The following is a 21437-nucleotide window of genomic DNA, read 5'->3' as shown; positions in this document are numbered from 1 at the left end:
GCATGATGATCTGGGCCATCTTTGCAGCGATGACGGGAGCGGCGGTTTTTGCCTTGCTCTGGCCGCTCAGCCGTGGCCGGGCGCAGGGTTTCGCCGACGCGGCCGATGCCCGCAGCCTCTACCGCTCCCAGCTCAAGGAGATCGACCGCGATCTCGCCCGCAAGCTGATCGGCGACGAGGAAGCGCAGGCCGCCCGCACCGAAGCCGCCCGCCGCCTTCTGCGCGCCGCAGGCGACGAAGCCGATCCCACCGGCGAGACCGAGCCTTCGCTGCGCCGTCGCCGGGCGAGCTCCGCGCTGATGCTCTCGATCGTGCCGCTGCTGGCGCTGCTGATCTACGGCCTCTACGGCTCTCCCGGGCAGCCCGACCAGCCGTTGGCGGCGCGATTGGAGAAGGCCGGGCCGCAGCAGGATTTCGCCATCGTGCTCGCGCGGATGGAGGCCCATCTCGCCGCCAATCCCGGCGATGCGAAGGGCTGGGCGCTGCTGGCGCCGATCTATCTCCGCCAGGGCCGCTACGACGAGGCCGCGAAAGCCTTCGCCGCCGCGGTCCGCGCCGGAAAGCCCGATGCCGAGCTTTACGCCGGCCTGGGCGAAGCTCGCATCATGGAAACCGGTGGCATTGTGACCGCCGCGGCGCGCGAAGCGCTGGCCGAGGCCGTCAAGCTCGATCCGAAAAGCCCGCGAGCCCGCTACTATCTCGCCCTCGCCAAGGAGCAGGATGGCGACGGCGAGGGCGCGCAGGCGGCGCTTGCCCAGCTCCTCGCCGAAGCGCCCGCCGATGCCGACTGGTCCGGTGCCGTTCGCGCCCGGCTGGAGCGGATGCAGGCCGATGCCGGCCGCAAGGCGGTCGCTGCCCTTCCCGAAGCCGAGCGCCAGCAGGCGATCAAGGGGATGGTCGACGGGCTTGCCGAACGCTTGAGCACCGGGGGCGGCAGCTTGCCCGAATGGAGCCGCCTGATCCGCGCCCGCACCGTCCTCGGGGACAAGCCTGCGGCGCTTCAGGCCGTGAAGACGGCACGCGAGCGTCTGGCTGACGACAAGGCGGCGCTTGCAGCCATCGACGCTCTCGCCGATGAATTGGCCTTGAAGGAGGCCGCGCCATGACCCTAGCTCAGCCGACGCGGCCGCTCCCCGCAAAACGCCGCCTCACCCGCAAGCAGCGCAGATTGACCCTGATCGCGGCGGCCGGTGCCGTCCTGTTCCTGGCGGCCGGACTCGTCCTCTTCGCGATGCGCGACACCATCGTCTTCTTTTACGGGCCGACCGAGATCGCCGAGAAGGGCGTCCAGCCCGGAACCCGCATGCGTCTCGGCGGGCTGGTCGAAGCCGGCTCGGTCCAACGCAATGGCGGCCAGCGCATCAGCTTCAGCGTCACCGACGGCAAGACCTCGATCAAGGTCGGCTATGACGGCCTGCTGCCCGATCTCTTCCGCGAAGGGCAGGGCGTCGTCACCGAAGGCGTTTTCGAGGGCGCCGGACGCTTCAAGGCGGATTCGGTGCTGGCGAAGCACGACGAGACCTATATGCCGCGCGAGGTCGCCGACGCGCTGAAGAAGCAGGGGCATTGGCAGGCGGGAGGCTCCGGCTCCCCCGCTGCCGCGCCGGCAAAGCCGTGAGCCAAGCATGATCGTCGAGATCGGCCATTACGCGCTGGCGCTTGCGCTCGGCGTCTCCGTGATTCAGACGGTGGTGCCGTTCTGGGGCGTGTTCCGGCAGGACCGGACGCTGGCCTCGGTCGGCAGCAGCGCGGCGCTGGTCTCGTTCGCGCTGGTCGCCTTGTCCTTCGCCGCCCTGGTCACGTCCTATGTCCGCTCCGACTTCTCGGTCGGCAACGTCGTCGCCAATTCCCATTCGGCGCAGCCGCTGATCTACAAATTCACCTCCGTCTGGGGCAACCACGAAGGCTCGATGCTGCTCTGGGTGCTGATCCTGACGCTGTTCGGGGCGCTGGTCGCATTGTCGCGCCGCTCGCTGCCGCCGCGCCTGCGTGCCGGCGCGCTCGCCGCGCAGGGGCTCGTCGCGGTCGCCTTCCTCGCCTTCACTCTGTTCACCTCGAACCCGTTCCAGCGCCTGTCGCCGGTGCCGGCCGAGGGGCAGGACCTCAATCCGATCCTGCAGGATCTCGGCCTCGCGATCCATCCGCCGCTGCTCTATATCGGCTATGTCGGCTTCTCCATTACCTATGCCTTCGCGGTCGCCGCCCTGATCGACGGGCGCATCGACGCGATGTGGGCGCGCGCCGTCCGCCCCTGGACGCTGCTGGCCTGGACCTTCCTGACGCTGGGCATCGCGATGGGCTCCTACTGGGCCTATTACGAGCTCGGCTGGGGCGGCTGGTGGTTCTGGGACCCGGTCGAGAACGCTTCCTTCATGCCCTGGCTTGCCGGAACGGCCCTGATCCACTCGACCGTGGTGATGGAGAAGCGCGACGCGCTGAAGGTCTGGACGATCCTGCTCGCAATCCTGACCTTCTCGCTGTCGCTGCTCGGCACCTTCATCGTCCGCTCGGGCGTGCTGACCTCGGTGCATTCCTTCGCGACCGATCCGGCGCGCGGCCTGTTCATCCTCTTCATCCTGATCTTCTTCGTCGGCGGCTCGCTCGCGCTCTTCGCCTGGCGGGCGCCTCTGCTGCGGCAGGGCGGATTGTTCGCCCCGGTCTCCCGGGAAAGCGCGCTCGTCGTCAACAACGTCTTCCTGGCGACGGCCTGCGCCACCGTCTTCGTCGGGACGCTCTATCCGCTGCTGCTGGAGATGGTCACCGGCGACAAGATCTCGGTCGGCCCGCCCTTCTACAACGCGACCTTCGTGCCGGTGATGGTGCCGCTGCTGCTGTTGTTGCCGATCGGCCAGTCGCTCGCCTGGAAGCGCGGCGACCTGCTCGGCGCGGCCCAGCGCAATGCCTTTGCCTTCGGCGTCGCGGTGCTGGCGGCTCTGGCACTGCTGTCCTTCACCCGTGGCGGGCCGGTGCTGGCGCCGCTCGGCGTGGGCTTGGGCGTCTTCCTCGTGCTCGGTGCCGGCTTCGACCTCGCCGAGCGCATCGTCACCCGCGCCAGCGGCTGGCGGGCGATGCTGTCGCGGGCGCGTGGGCTGCCGCGCTCGGCCTGGGGCACGGCGCTGGCTCATGCGGGCGTCGGCTTGAGCATCATCGGCATCGCCGCTCAGGCCTGGAGCAGCGAGGCGATCACGGTTCTGAAGCCGGGCGAGCGCCTGACCAGCGGCCGCTACACCATCACGCTCGAAGGCATGTCGCCTCGCACGGGGCCGAATTTCCGCGCCGAAATCGCCCGCTTCCAGGTTTTCTCCGGTGATCGCGAGCTGGCGCCGATCGAGGCCTCCAAGCGTATCTATACGGCGCGCGCCATGCCGACGACCGAAGCGGGTATCCGGACGGATGGTCTGAGCCAGGCCTATGTCAGCCTCGGCGAGGCGCAGGATGGCGGCGTCGCGGTGCGCCTCTACGACAAGCCGTTGATCCTGCTGATCTGGATCGGCTCGCTCGTGATGGCGCTCGGCGGCGGCCTGTCGCTGACCGACCGGCGCTTCCGGCTGGCGGCGCCGAAGCGCGCCGCGCCCGCGGCCGCCGTGCAGCCGGCGGAATAGGTCGATGCGGCGGATCGCTCTCATCCTCGGTCTGATTCTGCTGGTCGCGCCGGTGGCTCAGGCCGTGCAGCCCGACGAGATCCTGCCCAACGCGGCGCTGGAGCAGCGGGCGCGCAGCATATCCGGCGGATTGCGCTGCCTCGTCTGCCAGAACCAGTCGATCGACGATTCCGACGCGCCTCTGGCCCGCGACCTCCGCATCCTCGTCAGGGAGCGTCTCGTTGCTGGAGACGACGACAAGGCCGTCGTCGATTTCGTCGTGGCCCGCTACGGCGATTTCGTCCTGCTGCGCCCGCCGCTCAACGCGCATACGCTGCTGCTCTGGGGCGCGCCTTTCCTGATTTTCCTGGCCGGAGCCGCTTTCGTCTGGCGTCGAGGCCGGCAGCGCGCCGGCGAGGAAAACGCCACGCCAGCGCCCCTGACGGACGAGGAGCGCAATCGCGTCGACAAGCTGCTGCGGGACGAACAGGGGTAAGGCGCGGCCAGCCGGGCCAACCTTACGAAATCGTCATCTTCAGGCCAAAGCCACGTAAGGCGGCGGGTCTCATGGTTCTCGTCACGAGCAGGGGAAAGCACCCTGTCGCTCCACGAGGTTCCCGCCATGACGACACACACTGAAAATCGCAAGTCCATCCTGAAGCGCGGCGCCCTTCTTGCCGGCACCGCCATCCTCGGCATCGGCCTCGCCGCCGGCATCGCCGACAGCGCCCTGATGCAGAACCACAATGCCATCGCCCAACCGATCCAGCTCTCGGGCGCGCAGACGGCGCTGCCCTCCTTTGCCGACCTCGTCGACAAGGTGAAGCCCGCCGTCGTCTCCGTCCGCGTCAAGACGCAGACCGCCGCCGCCGGCGACGATCAGAGCCTCGAAGACATTCCCCCGCAGCTGCGCCGCTTCTTCCGCGATCAGGAGGGTGCGCGCCAGGGCAGGCCGAAGCCGCAGGTCGGCATGGCCCAGGGTTCGGGCTTCTTCGTCAGCCAGGACGGCTATGTCGTGACCAACAACCACGTCGTCGAGAACGCTGTCGAGGTCCAGCTCGTCACGGATTCCGGCAAGACGCTTGATGCCAAGGTCGTCGGCACCGATCCGCGCACCGATCTGGCCCTGCTCAAGGTCAAGGACGCTGGCAACTATCCGTATGTCCAGCTCTCCGATGCCAAGGCGCGTATCGGCGACTGGGTGCTGGCGATCGGCAACCCCTTCGGCCTCGGCGGCACGGTCACGGCCGGCATCGTCTCGGCGCAGGGTCGTGATATCGGCTCCGGTCCCTATGACGACTTCATCCAGATCGACGCGCCGATCAACCGCGGCAATTCGGGTGGCCCGACCTTCAACCAGAACGGCGAGGTCGTCGGCGTCAACACCGCGATCTACTCGCCCTCGGGTGGCAATGTCGGCATTGCCTTCGCTATCCCCGCCTCGACCGTCCGTCAGGTCGTGGACTCCTTGAAGAAGGACGGCACGGTGGCGCGCGGCTTCATCGGCGTGCAGATCCAGCCGGTGACCAGCGAGATGGCCGATGCCATCGGCCTGAAGGATGCCAAGGGTGCGCTCGTCGCCGAGGCACAGGGCAACGGCCCCGCCGCCAAGGCCGGCATCCGTCGCGGCGACACCATCACCGCCGTCAATGGCGAGGCGATCAAGGACGCTCGCGAGCTTTCGCGCAAGATCGCGACCTTCGCGCCGGGTACCAAGACCACGATCACTCTCTTCCGCGAAGGCAAGTCGCGTGACGTGACCTTCGAGGTCGGCCGCCAGCCGGCGGCCTGATCGGAGCTGGCGGGTCCCTCGGTTCCCTGTCGCCCCAGCCCAGGGACTTTGCCGTCGCGGCGGCAGGCCGGATGCGTATCCTCCGGCCTGCCGTTTTCGCGTTTCTTGAGATAGGGTTGGTCTATGCGACTCCTGATCGTCGAAGATGATGCCGAGGCTGCGGCCTATCTGACCAAGGCTTTCCGCGAAGTCGGCCATGTCGCCGACCATGCCGCGGACGGGCTGGAAGGCTATGCCATGGCCGAGGGCGGCGGCTACGACGTGCTGGTCATCGACCGCATGCTGCCGCGCCTCGACGGGCTCTCGCTGATCCGCTCCCTGCGCGAGCAGAAGGACGATACGCCCGCCCTGATCCTCTCTGCACTCGCCCAGGTCGACGACCGGGTGAAGGGCCTGCGGGCCGGCGGCGACGACTACCTGCCCAAGCCCTATGCCTTCTCCGAGCTGCTCGCCCGCGTCGAGGTGCTAGCGCGACGCCGCGGTGCTCCAGCCGCCGAGCCTACGACCTATCGCGTCGGCGAGCTGGTGCTCGACCGGCTTGCCCATCGCGTCACGCGCGAGGGCCAGGAGATCGTCCTGCAGCCGCGCGAGTTCCGCCTGCTCGAATATCTGATGAAGCATGCCGGGCAGGTCGTGACCCGCACCATGCTGCTGGAGAACGTCTGGGATTATCATTTCGATCCCCAGACCAATGTCATCGACGTGCATGTCAGCCGCCTGCGCGCCAAGGTCGACAAGGGTTTCGAGCTGCCGATGATCCACACCATCCGCGGCGCGGGGTACATGGTCCGTGACAGCGCCCGCTGACGCCTCCTCGCACAAGCGCCAGCGCTTCCTGCCCACGCTGTTCCGCACGACCGCCTTCAAGCTGACGGCGGCCTATCTCGTCATCTTCGCGCTCTTTGCCGCCTTCGTCCTCGGCTATGTCGCCTGGAACGCCAAGCGCCTGCTCGACGACCAGATCCGCTCGACCATCGATGCCGAGATCCAGGGGCTGGCCGAGCAGCAGCGCCAGGGCGGCATCCGCCGTATCGTCAACATCGTCGAGCGCCGTTCGCGCGCGCCGGGCGCCTCGCTCTACCTCGTCACCACGCCGGTGGGAGAGCGCATCGCCGGCAATGTCGAAGCGATCCCGCCCGGCACGCTCGATCGCACCGGCGAGAGCGAGATCGAATATGCCCGCTCCAGCGAGACGGTCGACACACCGAGCCGCGCGTTGGTGCGCGTGTTCTTGCTGCCGGCCGGGTTCCGCCTGCTCGTCGGCCGCGACCTCGAGGAGCGCGATCGGCTCGGCATCGTCATCCGGCGCGCCGCCGGCTGGTCGCTGGCGCTGGTCCTTATCCTCGGCTGCTTCGCCAGCTGGTTCGTGGCCCGGCGTGTGCTGAAGCGCATCGACGGCATGAGCGAAACCGCGCATGGCATCATGGAGGGCGACCTGAAAGGCCGGCTCGCCATCACCGGCACCGGCGACGAGCTCGACCGGCTCGCGCTCAACCTCAACGCCATGCTCGACCGCATCGGTGAATTGATGGCCAGCATGCAGCAGGTCACCGACAATATCGCCCATGACCTCAAGACGCCGCTGACCCGGTTGCGCAACCGGGCGGAGGAGGCGCTGCGGACTGCGAAATCGCCGGATGAATTGCGGGCGGCGCTCGACGGCTCGATCGAGGAGGCGGACAACCTCATCCGTGTTTTCAACGCGCTCCTGATGATCGCGCGGCTGGAGGCCGGTCGCGTCAGCGACAACATGAGCGAGCTCGACATTTCCGAGATCGTCTCCGGCCTCGCCGAGCTCTACGAGCCGCTGGCCGAGGAAGCCGGCCTGTCGCTCGCCAGCGATGTCGCCCCTGGCCTGAAAGTCCGCGGCAATCGCGAACTGATCGGGCAGGCCCTGAACAACCTGATCGACAACGCCCTGAAATACGGCGCGCCGGAGCAGGGCGGCGACGGCACCGTGGCGGTCTCTGCCCGGACGATTGGCGATCAGGTCGAGCTCTCCGTCGCCGACCATGGCTCAGGGATTCCGGAGGCCGATCGCGGCCGCGTCTTCGATCGTTTCGTCCGGCTCGATACCAGCCGCAGTAAGCCGGGCTTCGGGCTCGGCCTGTCGTTGGTGGCCGGTGTGGTACGCCTGCATGGCGGTAGCCTCACGCTGGAGGATAATGCGCCGGGCCTGCGCGTCGTCATCCTCCTGCCCGTCGGCAGCCCCAAGCCTGTGGACACGCCGGCCCTCGCCGAGCCTGCCGCCTCGACAGCGGCGCCAAACCCTGCTGGCGTGCCGATCCACTGAGGCAGGACGATGAACGATGGCGGAACGGCTCTGTGACAGGCTCGAGGCTGCGCCGGTCCTGCCGGCGAAGGCCAAGGCCGATGCGCTGCTGAAGCGAGAGCTGATCGAGCGCCTCCATGACGAGGAAGCGGCCGAGGCGCTCAAGGCGCATCTGGCCGAGCATCGGCGCAGCGCGGCATTGGTCGCCGGCATCCTCGCCCATTCGCCTTTCCTGACGCAGATCATGCGCTTCGACCCGGCCGGGCTGCTCGCCAGTCTGACGGAGGCGCCGGAAGTCCGTCGCGACGCGCTGCTGGCCGGGATCGCGGCCTTCGCCGAGGCGGGCTGTGAAACTGCGGACCTGATGCGCGAATTGCGCCGCTTCCGCCGCGCCATGGCACTCCTGATCGCGCTCGCCGATATCGGCGGTGCCTGGGATGTCGAGACCGTGACGGGCGCGTTGACCGAGACCGCCGACATGGCGGCGCGCCTCGCCACCGACCACGTCCTGCGCCAGGCCGCCGATCTTGGCCGGATCAACCTTGCCGACCCAGCCAATCCCGGCCCCGGCTCCGGCCTCGTCGTGCTGGCGCTGGGCAAGCACGGTGCCGGCGAGCTGAACTATTCCTCCGATATCGACATCGTCGTCTTCTTCGATCCCGAGGCCGCTGAAGCGGCCGGCGTCGCCGAGCCCACGAGCTTCTTCGTCAAGCTGACCCAGCAGATCGCGCGCATCATCCAGGAGCGCACGCCGGACGGCTATGTCTTCCGCGTCGACCTGCGCCTTCGGCCCGATCCGGCCTCGACCCATGTCGCAGTCTCGCTGCCCTCGGCCTATTCCTATTACGAGACGGTCGGCCAGAACTGGGAACGCGCGGCCATGATCAAGGCGCGGCCGATCGCAGGCGATATCGAGCTCGGCCGGCGCTTCCTTGGGGATCTCGCGCCCTTCATCTGGCGCAAATATTTCGACTTCGCGACCATCGCCGACATCCACGCGATGAAGCGCCAGATCCAGACCGTGAAGGGCCACGAGACCATCGCGGTCGCCGGTCATAACGTGAAGCTCGGGCGCGGCGGCATCCGCGAGATCGAGTTCTTCGTGCAGACGCAGCAGCTCGTCTTCGGCGGCCGCCGCCCGGCCCTGCGCGGCCCGCGCACGCTCGAGATGCTCGGCGAACTGACGACCGAAGGCTGGATCACGCCGCAGGCCCGCGACGAGTTGTCGGAATCCTATCGCTGGCTGCGCACCATCGAGCATCGCCTTCAGATGCAGGCCGACGAGCAGACGCAGACCCTGCCCAAGGCGGCGGGCGATCTCGAAGCCTTCGCCCGCTTCTGCGGCTATCCCTCGACGGCCGCCTTCGGCAAGGCGCTGACCGCGCATGCGAAGTGCGTCGAAGGGCATTACGCCCTGCTCTTCGAGGAAGGGCCGAGCCTTGCCTCCGAGGCGGGGACGCTGAGCTTTACCGGCTCGGAAGCCGATCCAGAGACGATCGAGACGCTGGGCAAGCTCGGCTTCCGCGATGGCGCGACCGCCGCGGAGACGGTGCGCGGCTGGCATTTCGGCCGCCGCGCCGCCGTGACCAGCGCCCGCGCCCGCGAGGTGCTGACGGAGCTGACCCCGGCGCTGCTCGTCGCGCTCGGCCGTACTGCCGACCCAGACGGCGCGCTCGCCCATCTCGACAACGCCTTCGTCCGCATGCCGGCGGCGGTCGAATTGCTGACGCTGCTGCGCTCGCATGATTCCCTGCTGACGCTCTTCGCCGAGATCCTCGGCAGCGCGCCGCGCCTCGCCAAGGTCGCGGCCTTGCACCCGCATGTGCTCGACGGGGTCATCGACCCGGCCTTCGGGCAGGCGGTGCTCGATGTCGAAGCGCTGGAGCGGCGCATCCGCAATCATGTCGGCTCGCCGCCGCCCAGCGTCGAGGATGGGCTCGACCGCCTGCGCGACGCAGCCCGGCAGGAGAATTTCCTGGTCGGCGCGCGCCTCCTCTCCGGCGTCTATCCGGCGGAAGGGGCGGGGCAGGCCTATTGCGCTGTCGCCGAGGCCTGCCTGCGCGTCGCCTTCGCCGACACCCGCCGATCCTTCACGGAAGACCATGGCGCCATCGAAGGGGCGGAGACGGTCGTGCTCGGTCTTGGCCGGCTCGGCGCAGGCGAGCTCACGCCTTCATCCGATCTCGACCTGATCCTGCTCTACGACCGGCCAGAGGATGCCGGCGCGAGCGACGGGGCCAGGAGCCTCGATCCCGTCACCTGGCATGTCCGGTTCACCCAGCGCCTCGTCGCGGCACTGACAGTGCCGACGCGACGCGGCACGCTCTATCAGGTCGACATGCGCCTGCGCCCGACCGGCAACAAGAGCCCGGCCGCGACCCAGTTCGCCGGCTTCGAGGCCTATCATCAGGGCGAAGCCGAGATCTGGGAGGAGATGGCGCTGACCCGCGCCCGCGTCGTCGCCGGCGATGCCGGTCTGGCCAAGCGGGTGGAGGCCTCGATCCGCGCGATCCTGTCGCGCAAGCGCGAGCCGGCCAAGGTCGCAGCGGCGGTCGCCGAGATGCGCGCGCTGATTGCCAGGGAGAAGGGCGAGAAGGACCCCTGGGATCTGAAGCTCGCCGCCGGTGGCATCACCGATCTCGACTTCCTCGCCCAGTTCCTGCTGCTGGCCTATGCCAGCGAACACCCCGGCCTGATCGTCAACGACACGGCCTCGGTCTTCGCGGCAGCCAAGGCGGCTGGTCTGCTCTCGGACGGGGATGCCTCTGTTCTGCTCGAAGCGCATCGCCTGATCGGCGACGTCCAGCTCTGGCAGCGTTTCACCGTCGAGGAGGCCTTCGATCCCAAGGCCGTGCCGCCCCGGGTGCTCAGGAGAATCGCGACGGCCGTCGGCCGGCCCGATGCGAAGGTGATGAAAGCGGAGCTCGACGAGGTTCGCGGCGCGGTGAGGGCGATCTTCACCCGCGTGCTGTCGAAGGCGAAGGCTGGCTGACGCTCAAGCTGCCTGCGCGGTGATGCGGTCGGCGCCGCCGTCGAGCGGCAGGTGGATCATGACGATGGTGCCGGCGCCGATCGCCGAGCGCAGCCGGAGCGAGCCGCCATGCAGCTCGACGAGCGAGCGGGCGATGGCGAGGCCCAGCCCCGAACCCTTGTAGCTGCGCACCAGATCGCCCTCGACCTGCTCGAACGGGCGACCGACGCGGTCGATCTTCTCCTTGGGGATGCCGATGCCGGTATCCTCGATGAAGATGTTGAGCGCGCCGGGGACATGGCGGGTACGGACCGCGATCCGCCCGCCTTCCGGCGTGAACTTGGCGGCGTTGTCGAGCAGGTTGCCGAGGATCTGGTAGAGCGCGTGCGGGTCGGCTTCGAGATGGGTGTCGAGCGGGCCTTCGATGGCCAGCACGAGCTGCTTGCGTTCGACCTCCGGCTGGACCTTCCGCAGCGCCTGGTCGAGCACCGGGCCGAGAGCGATCTCGCTCTTTTCCAGCCGCAGGCGGCCGGATTCGATGCGGGACATGTCGAGGATGTCGTCGATGATCCCCAGGAGATAACCCCCGCTGGTGCGGATGTCGCGGACATAGTCGGTGTATTTCTCGCCGAGCGGGCCGAACAGGCCGTTCTCCATGATCTCGGAGAAACCGATGATGGCGTTGAGCGGCGTGCGCAGCTCGTGGCTCATATTGGCGAGGAATTCGGACTTGGCGCGGTTGGCGCTTTCGGCTGAAGCCTTTTGCTCGAGATAGCGCTCAGCGAGATCGGCGAGCTGCTGGGCCTGGGCTTCGAGTTTCTGGCGCGAGGCCTTGAGGTCGGTGACATGCATCAGGAGCTGGTGCTCGGACTGGGTCAGCCGCTCTTCCTGCTGCTTCAGCTTGGTGATGTCGGTGCCGACCGAGACCGAGCCGCCATCCTTGGTGCGGCGGCCGTTGATCTGCAGCCAGCGGCCATCCGAGAGGCGGGCCTCGTAGGAGGCCCCGGCCATGCCGCGTTGCACCCGCATCGGCTCGCGGTCGATCTGCGGCTGGGCCGAGAGCTCCATGATCTCGTCGTAGGAGGCGCCGGATTGCAGGGCGTCGGCCGGGAGTTGGTGGAGCTGCTGGTACTTGGCGTTGCAGAGCACGAGGCGGTTGTCGGCATCCCACAGCACGAAGGCTTCCGAGATCGCCTCGACGGCGTCGCGCAGGCGGGCATCGGAGGTGGCGGTGCGCTCGGCCATGCGGCGCTGCTCGGAGATGTCGACGACGATGCCGACGAGATGGCGCGCGCGGGTGCGGCGATCGATGACCAGCTCGGCACGAGCCTTGAGCCAGATCCATTCGCCGGTGGCGGAGCGGACGCGGAACTCGCGGTCGAGATGGTCGGCCTCGCCGCGGCTGATCGCGTCGGCGAGCGCATAGAGGTCGACATCGTCCTGGTTGATGAAGCTCGAGACCTCGCCGAAGGACATGTATTCGCCGGTGCGGTCATAGCCGAGCAGGGCATACATCGAATCCGACCAGTAGATGCGGCCCCGCGCGAGGTCCCAGTCCCACAGGCCGCAATGGCCGCGGTTGAGCGCGGTGTCGATGCGTTCGCGGACGCAGTCGCAATCCTGGTCGGCGGCGCTCGCCCGCTTCGACTGGAGCATGAAGGCGAGCGTGGTGACGCCGAGGATAAGGCCGGCGGAGCCGAACAGGATGATCAGGCCCGAGCGGCGGATCTGCCAGGTCGAGAGCGCCCGCGAGACCGGCTGCAGCACCGCGACCTGCCCGAGGGGGGCGGCGAGGTTGCGCACGCTGGCGAAGGCGTCGGCGCCGTTCGGCAGGGTAATGCGCATCACGCCGGCGCGGTCCCCGAATACGGTGAGAGGTTGGGTCTGGCCGAGGAAGTCGACGAGCGTGCGCTGCGTCTGGCCGATCACCGGTTCGCTGGCGATGACGCGGCCATCGGCGCCGCTGACATGGACGAAGCGGCCATGGGCCGCGAGGTGGCGGGCGGTGAGTGCAGCGAGGACGGCGGTGGGCTCCTTGCCCGCCAGCGTGGCGGCGTCGAGCTCCCGGGCGACCAGAGCCGAGACCAGGTCCATGTCGCCGGCCGCGTCGATGAGGGCGTCGTCGCGCATGGCCGAGGTCTGGATCAGCGCGCCGGCACCGAGAATGATGAGGAAAAGTCCCACAAACGCAGGGATTGCGGTGCGAAAGGCAGGTTCGAAGCTTTCGAAGCGATGATACAGAGGGTGCGTCAGCGAGCGCGCCACACCCAGAATCGTATCGGCGCGCACAGGTGCGCAGCCCGCGTTTGCACGCGACATGCCCGGTCCCCCTTCGGAACTTTACCGTCAGTAAGATCGGGAGACGTGCCGCATCCCCGCGAATCACCGTCAGTTGAATCCGGGCGCCTCGGTTTGTCTAGCCCTGAGTTGAGTCAGGAGTGTCGAATTCTCCTTTAGGTTGCAGTGCTTATGCCGATGAATCCTGCGCGGGTAATGAAACGTTAATCTTTTGGACAGGTCGGCGTTAACGATTCCCGGAGAGCGCTCAGGCGAGCGCTCTTTCGGCGATGTCGGCGACGTCCCGCGACAGGTTCGGCAGGGCAGCGACGGTGCTCAGCGCCTCCCGCGCCAGGCGCTTTCGGCCGGGCTCCAGCATGCGCCAGCTCTTGAACGAGCCGAGCAGTCGCGAGGCGACCTGCGGATTGGTCTTGTCGAGCGCGACGACGATATCGGCGACGAAATCATAGCCCGCGCCATCGGCCCGGTTGAACTGGGTCAGATTCGCCGCGAAGCCGCCGATCAGCGCCCGCACGCGATTGGGATTGCCGAGCGAGAAGGCCGGGTGCTGCATCAGCGTCTTGACGCGTTCCAGCGTGCCGGGCTCGGCGATCAGCGCCTGCGCCATCAGCCATTTGTCGAGTACGAGGGGTTCGCCCGCATAGCTTTTCGCGAAGCGCGCGATCAGGGCTTCGCGCCGCTCGCCTGGGATCAGCGTCATCGCGGCGAGCGCGGCGAGCCGGTCGGTCAGGTTGTCGCCGGCGACGAACTGCTCCTCGCAGAGATCGGCAGCTTCGGTCGGAGCGGCCAGCGCCGCCAGCCCGAGCAATTCGTTGCGCAGCGCCCGCCGTCCCGCCGAGGCCGCATCGGGGCGATAGGCGCCGCTGGCTGCGAGCGCGCCACGCAGGCCCGGCAATTCGCCGAGCAGGGCGGTGCCGATCGCGGTCGACAGTTTGCGATGGGCGGCGAAGATCGCATCCGGGTCGACATCCCCACCGATCTCACGAGCGATATCGGCCGGCGCGGGCAGGCGCAGCACCTGCGCCGCGAAGGCCGGGTCGGACAGCCCATCCGCCTTGAGGAAGCTACGCAGTGCTTCGCCGAGCTTGTCGGCGGTCGCTGCCAGCACGTCCGCATCGGCACCGGGCTTGCCGGCAGCCACGAGCACGCGCGTCGCGACGCTCTGGAGCGATTGCCAGCGATTGAAGGAATCGCTGTCGGCCGAGAACAGCCGGAGCAGGTCCGCATCCGACAAATCGAGATCGAGCCGCGCAGGCGCCGAGAAGCCACGCATCAGCGAGGGGATCGGCGCTTCCGCGACATCCTCGAAGGTGACCGACAGGGACGGCTGGTCGAGCACCACGAGCCCGTCGCCGGCATAGGCGTTCGAGGTCGTCTTCAGCGGCAGGTCGCCCTTCGCGCCGACGAGGCCGAGCTTGATCGGCAGCACGACGGGCTGCTTCTCGGTCTGGCCGGGTGTCGGCGGCGTGCTCTGCGCCAGGTCGAGCGTGTAGCGCTTCGCCGCGGCATCGTAGCGGCCGGAGGCGACGATGGTCGGCGTGCCCGCCTGCTCGTACCAGCGGGCGAAATGATCGAGGTTCTGGCCCGAGGCCTCGGCGAAGCAGCCGAGGAATTCCTCGATCGTCGCGGCCGTGCCGTCGCAGCGCTCGAAATAGAGGTCCATGCCGCGCTTGAAGGCGTCGTCACCGATCAGGACCTTGAGCATGCGGATGACCTCCGCGCCCTTCTCATAGACCGTCGGCGTGTAGAAGTTGTTGATTTCCTTATAGGCGCGCGGCCTGACCGGATGGGCGAGGGGGCCGGCATCCTCCGAGAACTGGGTCGAGCGCAGGGTGCGGACATCGGCGATGCGCTTCACCGGGCGCGAGCGCTCGTCGGCGGAGAATTCCTGGTCGCGGAAGACGGTGAGGCCTTCCTTCAGGCAAAGCTGGAACCAGTCGCGGCAGGTGATGCGGTTGCCGGTCCAGTTGTGGAAATACTCATGGGCGATGATCGCCTCGATCGAGGCGTAGTCGCCGTCGGTCGCAGTCTGCGGATCGGCCAGGACGTATTTGTCGTTGAAGATGTTGAGGCCCTTGTTCTCCATCGCCCCCATGTTGAAATCGGAGACGGCGACGACGTTGAACATGTCGAGATCGTAGTTGCGGCCGAAGACCTGCTCGTCCCAGCGCATGCAGCGCACCAGCGAATCCAGGGCCCAGCCGGCGCGATCGGCCTTCCCGGGCTCGACATAGACGGCGAGTTCGACCTTATGGCCGTCGGCGGTGACGTAATCCTGCCGGACATGGTCGAGCGCCCCGCCGACCAGCGCGAAGAGATAGGCCGGCTTGGGGTGCGGGTCGTGCCAGACGGCGAAGTGCCGGTCGCCGCCGGGCAGCTCCGCCGCCGCGACGAGATTGCCGTTGGAGAGCAGCACCGGCGCCTCGGCCTTCGCCGCTTCGAGCCGGACGGTATAGACGCTCATCACGTCCGGCCGATCGAGGAAATAGGTGATGCGGCGGAAGCCATCCGCCTCGCACTGCGTGCAATAGACCTTCGAGGAGCGGTAGAGCCCCATCAGCTTGGTATTGGCGGAGGGGTCGAGCTCGGTCTCGATCGTCAGCGTGAAATCATGCGCCGGCGGGGCGGGGATCGTCAGCGCCTGCGGCGTCACCGTGTAGACGGAGGCGTCGAGCGGCTTGCCGTCGATGGCGAGCGACTTCAGCACAAGTTCGTCGCCGTCGAGCTTGAGCGGCGCGCCGGGCTGGCCCTCCGGATTGGGCCTGAGCGCCAGCAGGGCGCGCACCCGCGTCTTCTGCGGATGCAGGCTGACATCGAGATCGACCGTGTCGATCAGCCAGTCGCTGGGGCGGTAATCCTCGAGGCGGATCAGCGGGGCATCTTCGGTACGCATGGGAACCCTGATGGCGAGAGTCAGGGTGCGTGTGTAGCCTTTGCCGGACGGGGCCGGAAGCCTCGTCCGGCGCGACGGGTCACTTTGCCCCGGCCGGAACCGCGGGCTCCGCATGGCTCACCAGCCGGCAGACCTGCGGCCGTGCGATCCGAACCGCGCGCTCGATCGCATCGACCGCGTCATGCACGGCGGCGACGTTAAGCCCCGGGTCGACGCGGCAATGGTAGTTGACGACCAGCCCCTTGGCCGTCTGGCGCACGCGCACGCTGTGGATGTCGTGGATCGGCCCGGAGAGCTTCGCAGCCTCGCCGGCGAGCGCCTTGCCGATATCCTCGACCGTTTCCCAGGCGGCGTTATGGCCGGCGGGCTGGCCCGTCTCCATCGGCTCGATATGGGTCTCGACCTCGGTCTCGCCGCCGAATTCGGCCCGGATCGCGCTTTCCAGCCGGGTCGCGATCTCATGCGCTTCGCCGAGCGGCAAGCCCTGGTCGACCTCCATGTCCAGGCTGACGGAAAGCTTGTCGCCGATCGAGTGGACGGTGACATGGTGCACCGGGATCTTGAGCTTGAGCGCGATCAGCAGCACGCGCTCCAGCGCCGTCTCGTCGTCGACCTGCACGGGATCGGCCGTGATCGTGATCTCGGCATCGGGCTCGACCTTCACCAGCGCCTCGCCGAGCTGGGCCTTGATCGCCACCACCCGGTCGAGCGGCAGGGTGCGCGAGACGCTGATGCCGATCTCGCCATGGACGCGCCCGCCGGTCGGACGCACCCGGAGCCAGTTGACGCCGACCACGCCCGGCACGCCGCGCGCGATCTCGCGCAGCTTTTCACTCATGCCCTCGGGAGCTGTGTCCATCAATGTATCGAGGACGCGCCGGGCGAGGCGATAGGCCGAAAAGGCGGTATAGGCCGCGATCGCGAAGGCGGCTGCGGTATCGGCCCGCTCGATGCCGTACCAGACGCCGATGAGGCCGACGAGCACCAGCGTCGAGCCGACGAAATCAGCCGAGAAATGCGTGGCTTCGGCGGCGAGCGCCTCGCTGCCGGTCTCCTTGGCGACCTTGGTCAGCGAGCGCCAGCGAATTGCGTCGACGATCATGGAGAGCACGAGCACGCCGATGACGAGCGGCGTCACCTCGACATGCGCGATGACGTTGGTCCAGAGCCGGTTGCCGGCCTCCCACAGGATCGCGCCGGCGAGCGTGAACAGGATCGCGGTCTCGACCAGCGCGGCCAGCGCCTCGACCTTGCCATGGCCGTAATGGTGCTCGTCATCGGCCGGCTTGTCGGAGGCGCGCACCGCAAACCAGGTGAACAGCGTCGAGCCGACATCGACCAGCCCCTGAAGCGCGTCGGTGAGCAGGGCGAGCGAGCCGGAGATGATGGCGCCGACGATCTTCGCTGCCGTCAGCAGGATCGTCGCCATCACCGAGAGGATCGCAGCGCGCTGCTTGATCTGCGCGATCTGTGCGGGCGTGGCGCGCACGGCCGGTGCCGTTTCCGGCCCGTCTTGCGTTGTCGTCATGGCGCGTCCTGTTCGGATGGCTTGGCGAGTTGGTCTGAAGTGCCGATGCTCTTGCCTGATTTAGGAAACGGATCAACCCTGCCACCACACAACGAGGATGACCGATGCGATATCTCCACACCATGGTGCGCGTGACCGATCTGGATCAGGCGCTGGATTTCTACGTCAACAAGTTCGGGCTGGTCGAAACCCGCCGCATCGAGAACGAGAAGGGCCGCTTCACGCTGGTCTTCCTCGCAGCCTCCGATGACCTGGCGGGAGCGAAGGCCGGCGCCTCGCGCGGCAGCCCGACGCTGGAGCTGACCTATAACTGGGACCCAGAAACCTATACCGGCGGCCGCAATTTCGGCCATCTCGCCTATGAGGTCGACGACATCTACGCGCTCTGCGACAAGCTGATGAAGGCCGGTGTCACCATCAACCGCCCGCCGCGCGACGGCAACATGGCCTTCATCCGCTCGCCGGACAACATCTCGATCGAACTGCTCCAGAAGGGTGATCCGAAGCCGCCGGCCGAGCCGTGGGCGAGCATGCCGAATACCGGGAACTGGTAAGGCCTTGGCTGGCGTCTTCTGCCTTGGTATCGCGACGCTGGACTATGTCTACAGCGTCGAGACCATGCCGACCCGTGGCGAGAAATACCGCTCGCGCGGGCTCGCCGTGGTCGGTGGCGGCTGCGCCGGCAATGCCTCGGTCGCGATCGCCCGGCTCGGCGGCGCCTGCTGGCTGGCGACGCGCCTCGCCGATGACCTGACCGGCGACCAGATCGTCGCCGATCTCGCAGCGGAAGGCGTCGATGCGGCCTTCGCGCGCCGGGTTTCCGGACTGCGCTCGCCCGTCTCTGCCATTCTGGTCGATGCCGAAGGCGAGCGCATGGTGATCTCCTATTCCGATCCGGCCATGCCGGAGGATGTCGCTTGGCTACCTTCGCGCTTGCCGGCGGGAGCAGGCGCCGTGCTTGCCGATACCCGCTGGGGCGAGGGGGCGCTTGCCGCCCTCAAGCTCGCGCGCGCCGCCGGCGTGCCCGGCGTGCTCGACGGCGACCGCCGGCCGCCGCATCCCGATCTGGTGGGCACGGCGAGCCATGTCGCCTTCAGCCAGCAGGCCCTGCGCGAGATTTCGGGCGAGGACGATCCGCGTGCCGGCCTCTCGAAGGTCGCGGCCGGCGTCCGGACCTGGCTTGCGGTCACGCTCGGCAAGGAAGGCGTGCTCTTCGTCGATGGCGGCGAGGTCCGGCACAGCCCGGCTTTCGTCGTCGACACCGTCGATACGCTGGGCGCAGGCGATGTCTGGCACGGCGCCTTCGCGCTTGCGCTTGCCGAAGGGCAGGACGAGCCGGCGGCGATCCGCTTCGCCTCGGCGGCCGCCGCGATCAAATGCACCCGCTTCGGCGGACGCAGCGGGGCCCCGCGCCGCGACGAGGTCGAGCGCTTCCTCGCGCAGGCCGGCGCCTAACGGTTTCGCCGCTCTCTTCCCCCCGTCCTCCAGCGTCGCGCAGCCGTCACGCGCGTCGGGCATCTGACCCGGCGCGCGCTGCCGCGCATCGGTCGAGCTCAGGAGAGAGCATCATGCTGGCGATCCAGGGTCTGAAATGCATCTACGACACCACGGGGAAGGGTTGGTCGATTGAGCTCGTTCTCCGGGCCGATGGGGAGGAGGCCGTGCGCCGCTTCGATGTCGACGGGGCCGAGGATGCCGAATTGCTGATCGAGGCCTTCGGGGATTCCTCGGCCAGCGCCTTCGATCCGGAAACCGGCGAGATCGTCTTCGGCTACGAATATCTCGACCTCGACGAGGAGGGCGAGGAAGAGGATGAAGACGAAGACGAGGGTGAGGAGGAAGAGGAAGCCGACGAATCCGAAGAGGATGACGAGGATTCTGACGAGACCGGCAAGGACGACAAGCCGAAGGGCTGAAGCCCCGCCTGAAGAGGGCTCTTCCAGCCCCGCGACGATCATGAGCCCGGAGAGGCAGCCGCCTCGCCGGGCAAGCTGTTTTGGGTCGTGGCTGCCATCGGCGCGGCGTTTTCGGGTGCTGGTATCGGCACGGGGATCAGGTGCAATCTGCGCAAGGCTTAAGACGCGATGACAGGCAGGGAATGACACAGGAACAGGATGACGATCGGGTCGCGGAGGCGCCGTCGGGCGCACTCGCGACCCTGGCCGATCCGGCGAGCCTCGCCGGCGCAGCCAGCAAGAAGCGCGGAATTTGCGCCATCAGCGGCCAGGAGATGGCGCGCCGGAACCTCGTCGAGGTCGGCACGCTGCGCCCGGCGCTCGCCGACCATATCCGCGCCGATTTCCCCGACATGCCCGATCACGCGCTGATCAGCCTGAAGGAGCTCGCGCGCTACCGCACCCGCTATGTCGAGGAAATCCTGCGCGAGGAGCACGGCGAATATTCCGATCTCGACCGCGAGGTTGCCGAAAGCATCGCCCGGCAGGAGACCATCGCCGAGAATACCGAGGATGATTTCGAGGAGCACCGCACGCTGGGCGAGCGCTTCTCCGACAATCTCGCGAGCTTCGGCGGCTCCTGGGCCTTCCTGATCAGCTTCGGGTTCGTGCTCGTCGTCTGGATGGCGATCAACGGCCTGATGGGCGACGCCAAGGCCTTCGATCCCTATCCCTTCATCCTGCTCAATCTGGTGCTGTCCTGCATCGCGGCGGTGCAGGCGCCGATCATCATGATGAGCCAGAAGCGGCAGGAATCGAAGGATCGGTTGCGCTCGCTCAACGATTACCAGGTCAATCTCAAGGCCGAGCTCGAAATCCGGCATCTGCACGAGAAGATGGACCATCTCGTCACCCGGCAATGGCAGCGCCTCGCCGAGATCCAGCAGGTCCAGCTCGAGATGCTGCAGGAAACGCAATTGCCGAAGACGCGGCTGAAGCGGCGCAAGAAGCCGGCGACCAAGAAGAAGCGCGCGCAGCCGGCCGAGACGGTCGCCATCGCCGCGGCCGACAAGCCGGAAGGCGAGGCTTAGTCGCCCCTCGCTTGACTCCCCATCCTCCCGCCGGTCATTTCGTCGGCAAACGAATCCGATCGGGAGGATCACCATGGTTGCTTCGCGTTTTGCGCCTGTTGGCGCGCTCTTGGCCGGCTTGGCTTTCTCGGCCCCGGCCTTCGCCCAGGGTCAGGTCACCGTCTATTGCTCGATCCTCGAGGAGCAGTGCCGCGAGGGCGCGGCGATGTTCGAGAAGGCGACCGGCATCAAGGTCGCGATGGTCCGCAAGAGCACCGGCGAGGTCTATGCGCAGGTCAAGGCCGAGGCCAGCAACCCGCGCGGCGACGTCTGGTGGGGCGGGCCGGGCGAGCCGCATCTCCAGGCGGCCGACGAAGGCCTGCTCGACGAGTACAAGTCGCCGAAGCTGCCGGAGCTGCATGATTGGGCGCAGCGCCATGCCGAGCAGTCCAAGTTCCGCACCAACGGCATTTATCTCGGCGCTCTCGGCGTCGGCTACAACACCGAGGTCCTCAAGAAGAAGGGCATCGCCGCGCCGAAATGCTGGGCCGACCTGCTCGATCCCAAGCTGCGTGACGAGGTCCAGATCGCGGATCCCAGTTCGTCCGGCACCGCCTATGTCTTCCTGGCGACGACGGTGCAGCGCCTCGGCGAGGAGAAGGGCTTCGAGTTCCTCAAGAGCCTGCACAAGAACATCAGCCAGTACACCAAGTCCGGCATCGCCCCGGTCAAGGCGGCAGCGCTTGGCGAGACGGCGGTCGGCATCGCCTTCATCCACGACATGCTGACGCAGAAGCTGCAGGGCGCGCCGATCGAGACGGTCGCCCCTTGCGAGGGCACTGGCTACGAGACCGGCTCGGTCTCGGTCATCAAGGGCGGCAAGAACCCTGAAGCGGCGCGCAAATTTGTCGATTTCACGCTCTCGCCCGATGCCCAGAACATCAACGCGAAGCTGAAGATCAACTCGATCCCGTCGAACAAGAACTCGCTGCTCTCGCCGGATGCGCCGAAATTCTCGGAGATGAAGCTGATCGACTACGACACCCCGCGCTGGGGCTCGCCGGCCGAGCGTTCGCGCCTGCTCAAGAAGTTCGACACCGAGGTCAAGGCGCTGCCGCGCTGAGGCCCCTGTGACAT

15 protein-coding genes and 1 pseudogene are annotated in these 21437 nt (G+C 67.7%); 13 read left to right on the top strand and 3 right to left on the bottom strand.

The window, feature by feature from the left end:
• The first annotated feature begins 2 nt into the window (after positions 1 to 2).
• From ccmI to BLQ70_RS02770, 8 genes and pseudogenes are all read left to right on the top strand, one after another.
• The gene (gene ccmI, locus BLQ70_RS02805) at positions 3 to 1106 is read left to right on the top strand and encodes a c-type cytochrome biogenesis protein CcmI (protein WP_091855713.1); all 1104 of its coding nucleotides are present in this window, start codon (positions 3 to 5) and stop codon (positions 1104 to 1106) included.
• Positions 1103 to 1618 (top strand): cytochrome c maturation protein CcmE, encoded by a 516-nt coding sequence (gene ccmE / locus BLQ70_RS02800; protein ID WP_061964421.1) that lies wholly within the window; start codon positions 1103 to 1105, stop codon positions 1616 to 1618. Before ccmI ends, ccmE begins: the two co-directional genes overlap by 4 nt.
• Before the next feature lie 7 nt (positions 1619 to 1625).
• Positions 1626 to 3602, top strand: coding sequence for a heme lyase CcmF/NrfE family subunit (locus BLQ70_RS02795; RefSeq protein ID WP_091855712.1), 1977 nt, complete (start codon positions 1626 to 1628; stop codon positions 3600 to 3602).
• A gap of 4 nt (positions 3603 to 3606) precedes the next feature.
• Positions 3607 to 4077 (top strand): cytochrome c-type biogenesis protein, encoded by a 471-nt coding sequence (locus BLQ70_RS02790; RefSeq protein ID WP_091855711.1) that lies wholly within the window; start codon positions 3607 to 3609, stop codon positions 4075 to 4077.
• A gap of 126 nt (positions 4078 to 4203) precedes the next feature.
• A pseudogene (locus BLQ70_RS02785) lies at positions 4204 to 5364 on the top strand (trypsin-like peptidase domain-containing protein); the annotation flags it as partial.
• A 132-nt stretch (positions 5365 to 5496) separates the two neighbouring features.
• Positions 5497 to 6180, top strand: coding sequence for a response regulator transcription factor (locus tag BLQ70_RS02780; RefSeq protein WP_061964415.1), 684 nt, complete (start codon positions 5497 to 5499; stop codon positions 6178 to 6180).
• The gene (locus BLQ70_RS02775; RefSeq protein ID WP_091855710.1) at positions 6164 to 7666 is read left to right on the top strand and encodes a sensor histidine kinase; all 1503 of its coding nucleotides are present in this window, start codon (positions 6164 to 6166) and stop codon (positions 7664 to 7666) included. Before BLQ70_RS02780 ends, BLQ70_RS02775 begins: the two co-directional genes overlap by 17 nt.
• 16 nt (positions 7667 to 7682) lie before the next feature.
• On the top strand, positions 7683 to 10637 hold the full coding sequence (locus tag BLQ70_RS02770) for a bifunctional [glutamine synthetase] adenylyltransferase/[glutamine synthetase]-adenylyl-L-tyrosine phosphorylase (RefSeq protein ID WP_091855709.1): 2955 nt from the start codon (positions 7683 to 7685) through the stop codon (positions 10635 to 10637).
• Between the two features lie 3 nt (positions 10638 to 10640).
• On the opposite strand, the gene BLQ70_RS02765 is transcribed toward BLQ70_RS02770, so the two are convergent.
• The 3 genes from BLQ70_RS02765 to BLQ70_RS02755 form a co-directional block, all read right to left on the bottom strand.
• Positions 10641 to 12800 carry a PAS domain-containing sensor histidine kinase gene (locus tag BLQ70_RS02765; RefSeq protein WP_244511881.1) on the bottom strand — a complete coding sequence of 720 codons (2160 nt, stop codon included), beginning with the start codon at positions 12798 to 12800 and terminating at the stop codon, positions 10641 to 10643.
• Between the two features lie 361 nt (positions 12801 to 13161).
• Complete coding sequence (pepN, locus tag BLQ70_RS02760; RefSeq protein ID WP_091855707.1) at positions 13162 to 15807, bottom strand: aminopeptidase N; 2646 nt, start codon at positions 15805 to 15807, stop codon at positions 13162 to 13164.
• 79 nt (positions 15808 to 15886) lie between these two features.
• The gene (locus BLQ70_RS02755) at positions 15887 to 17335 is read right to left on the bottom strand and encodes a cation diffusion facilitator family transporter (protein WP_091855706.1); all 1449 of its coding nucleotides are present in this window, start codon (positions 17333 to 17335) and stop codon (positions 15887 to 15889) included.
• A 104-nt stretch (positions 17336 to 17439) separates the two neighbouring features.
• Between BLQ70_RS02755 and BLQ70_RS02750 the strand changes: the two genes are divergently transcribed.
• The 5 genes from BLQ70_RS02750 to BLQ70_RS02735 all read left to right on the top strand — a co-directional run bounded on the left by BLQ70_RS02750 (position 17440) and on the right by BLQ70_RS02735 (position 21423).
• Positions 17440 to 17889: a VOC family protein gene (locus BLQ70_RS02750; protein WP_091855705.1), complete on the top strand. Its 450-nt coding sequence runs from the start codon at positions 17440 to 17442 to the stop codon at positions 17887 to 17889.
• Positions 17890 to 17893: 4 nt separating this feature from the next.
• Entirely contained in the window at positions 17894 to 18790 is an 897-nt protein-coding gene (locus BLQ70_RS02745) for a PfkB family carbohydrate kinase (protein ID WP_091855704.1), read from the top strand.
• Between the two features lie 113 nt (positions 18791 to 18903).
• Positions 18904 to 19251: a hypothetical protein gene (locus tag BLQ70_RS25525; protein WP_170843288.1), complete on the top strand. Its 348-nt coding sequence runs from the start codon at positions 18904 to 18906 to the stop codon at positions 19249 to 19251.
• 182 nt (positions 19252 to 19433) lie between these two features.
• Positions 19434 to 20321, top strand: a complete 888-nt coding sequence (locus BLQ70_RS02740) for a DUF1003 domain-containing protein (RefSeq protein WP_091855703.1) — start codon at positions 19434 to 19436, stop codon at positions 20319 to 20321.
• Positions 20322 to 20394: 73 nt separating this feature from the next.
• Positions 20395 to 21423 (top strand): ABC transporter substrate-binding protein, encoded by a 1029-nt coding sequence (locus tag BLQ70_RS02735; RefSeq protein WP_091855702.1) that lies wholly within the window; start codon positions 20395 to 20397, stop codon positions 21421 to 21423.
• The last annotated feature ends 14 nt before the right edge of the window (positions 21424 to 21437 follow it).

The sequence above is a fragment of the Allobosea robiniae genome (assembly GCF_900102525.1).
Taxonomy (GTDB): domain Bacteria; phylum Pseudomonadota; class Alphaproteobacteria; order Rhizobiales; family Beijerinckiaceae; genus Allobosea; species Allobosea robiniae.
This window is presented reverse-complemented; position numbering and strand designations above follow the sequence as displayed.

Coding starts and splice junctions, on each gene's coding strand:
- ccmI (WP_091855713.1), top strand. CDS start 3: ATGATGATCTGGGCCATCTTTGCAGCGATGACGGGAGCGGCGGTTTTT.
- ccmE (WP_061964421.1), top strand. CDS start 1,103: ATGACCCTAGCTCAGCCGACGCGGCCGCTCCCCGCAAAACGCCGCCTC.
- BLQ70_RS02795 (WP_091855712.1), top strand. CDS start 1,626: ATGATCGTCGAGATCGGCCATTACGCGCTGGCGCTTGCGCTCGGCGTC.
- BLQ70_RS02790 (WP_091855711.1), top strand. CDS start 3,607: ATGCGGCGGATCGCTCTCATCCTCGGTCTGATTCTGCTGGTCGCGCCG.
- BLQ70_RS02780 (WP_061964415.1), top strand. CDS start 5,497: ATGCGACTCCTGATCGTCGAAGATGATGCCGAGGCTGCGGCCTATCTG.
- BLQ70_RS02770 (WP_091855709.1), top strand. CDS start 7,683: ATGGCGGAACGGCTCTGTGACAGGCTCGAGGCTGCGCCGGTCCTGCCG.
- pepN (WP_091855707.1), bottom strand. CDS start 15,807: ATGCGTACCGAAGATGCCCCGCTGATCCGCCTCGAGGATTACCGCCCC.
- BLQ70_RS02755 (WP_091855706.1), bottom strand. CDS start 17,335: ATGACGACAACGCAAGACGGGCCGGAAACGGCACCGGCCGTGCGCGCC.
- BLQ70_RS02750 (WP_091855705.1), top strand. CDS start 17,440: ATGCGATATCTCCACACCATGGTGCGCGTGACCGATCTGGATCAGGCG.
- BLQ70_RS25525 (WP_170843288.1), top strand. CDS start 18,904: ATGCTGGCGATCCAGGGTCTGAAATGCATCTACGACACCACGGGGAAG.
- BLQ70_RS02740 (WP_091855703.1), top strand. CDS start 19,434: ATGACACAGGAACAGGATGACGATCGGGTCGCGGAGGCGCCGTCGGGC.
- BLQ70_RS02735 (WP_091855702.1), top strand. CDS start 20,395: ATGGTTGCTTCGCGTTTTGCGCCTGTTGGCGCGCTCTTGGCCGGCTTG.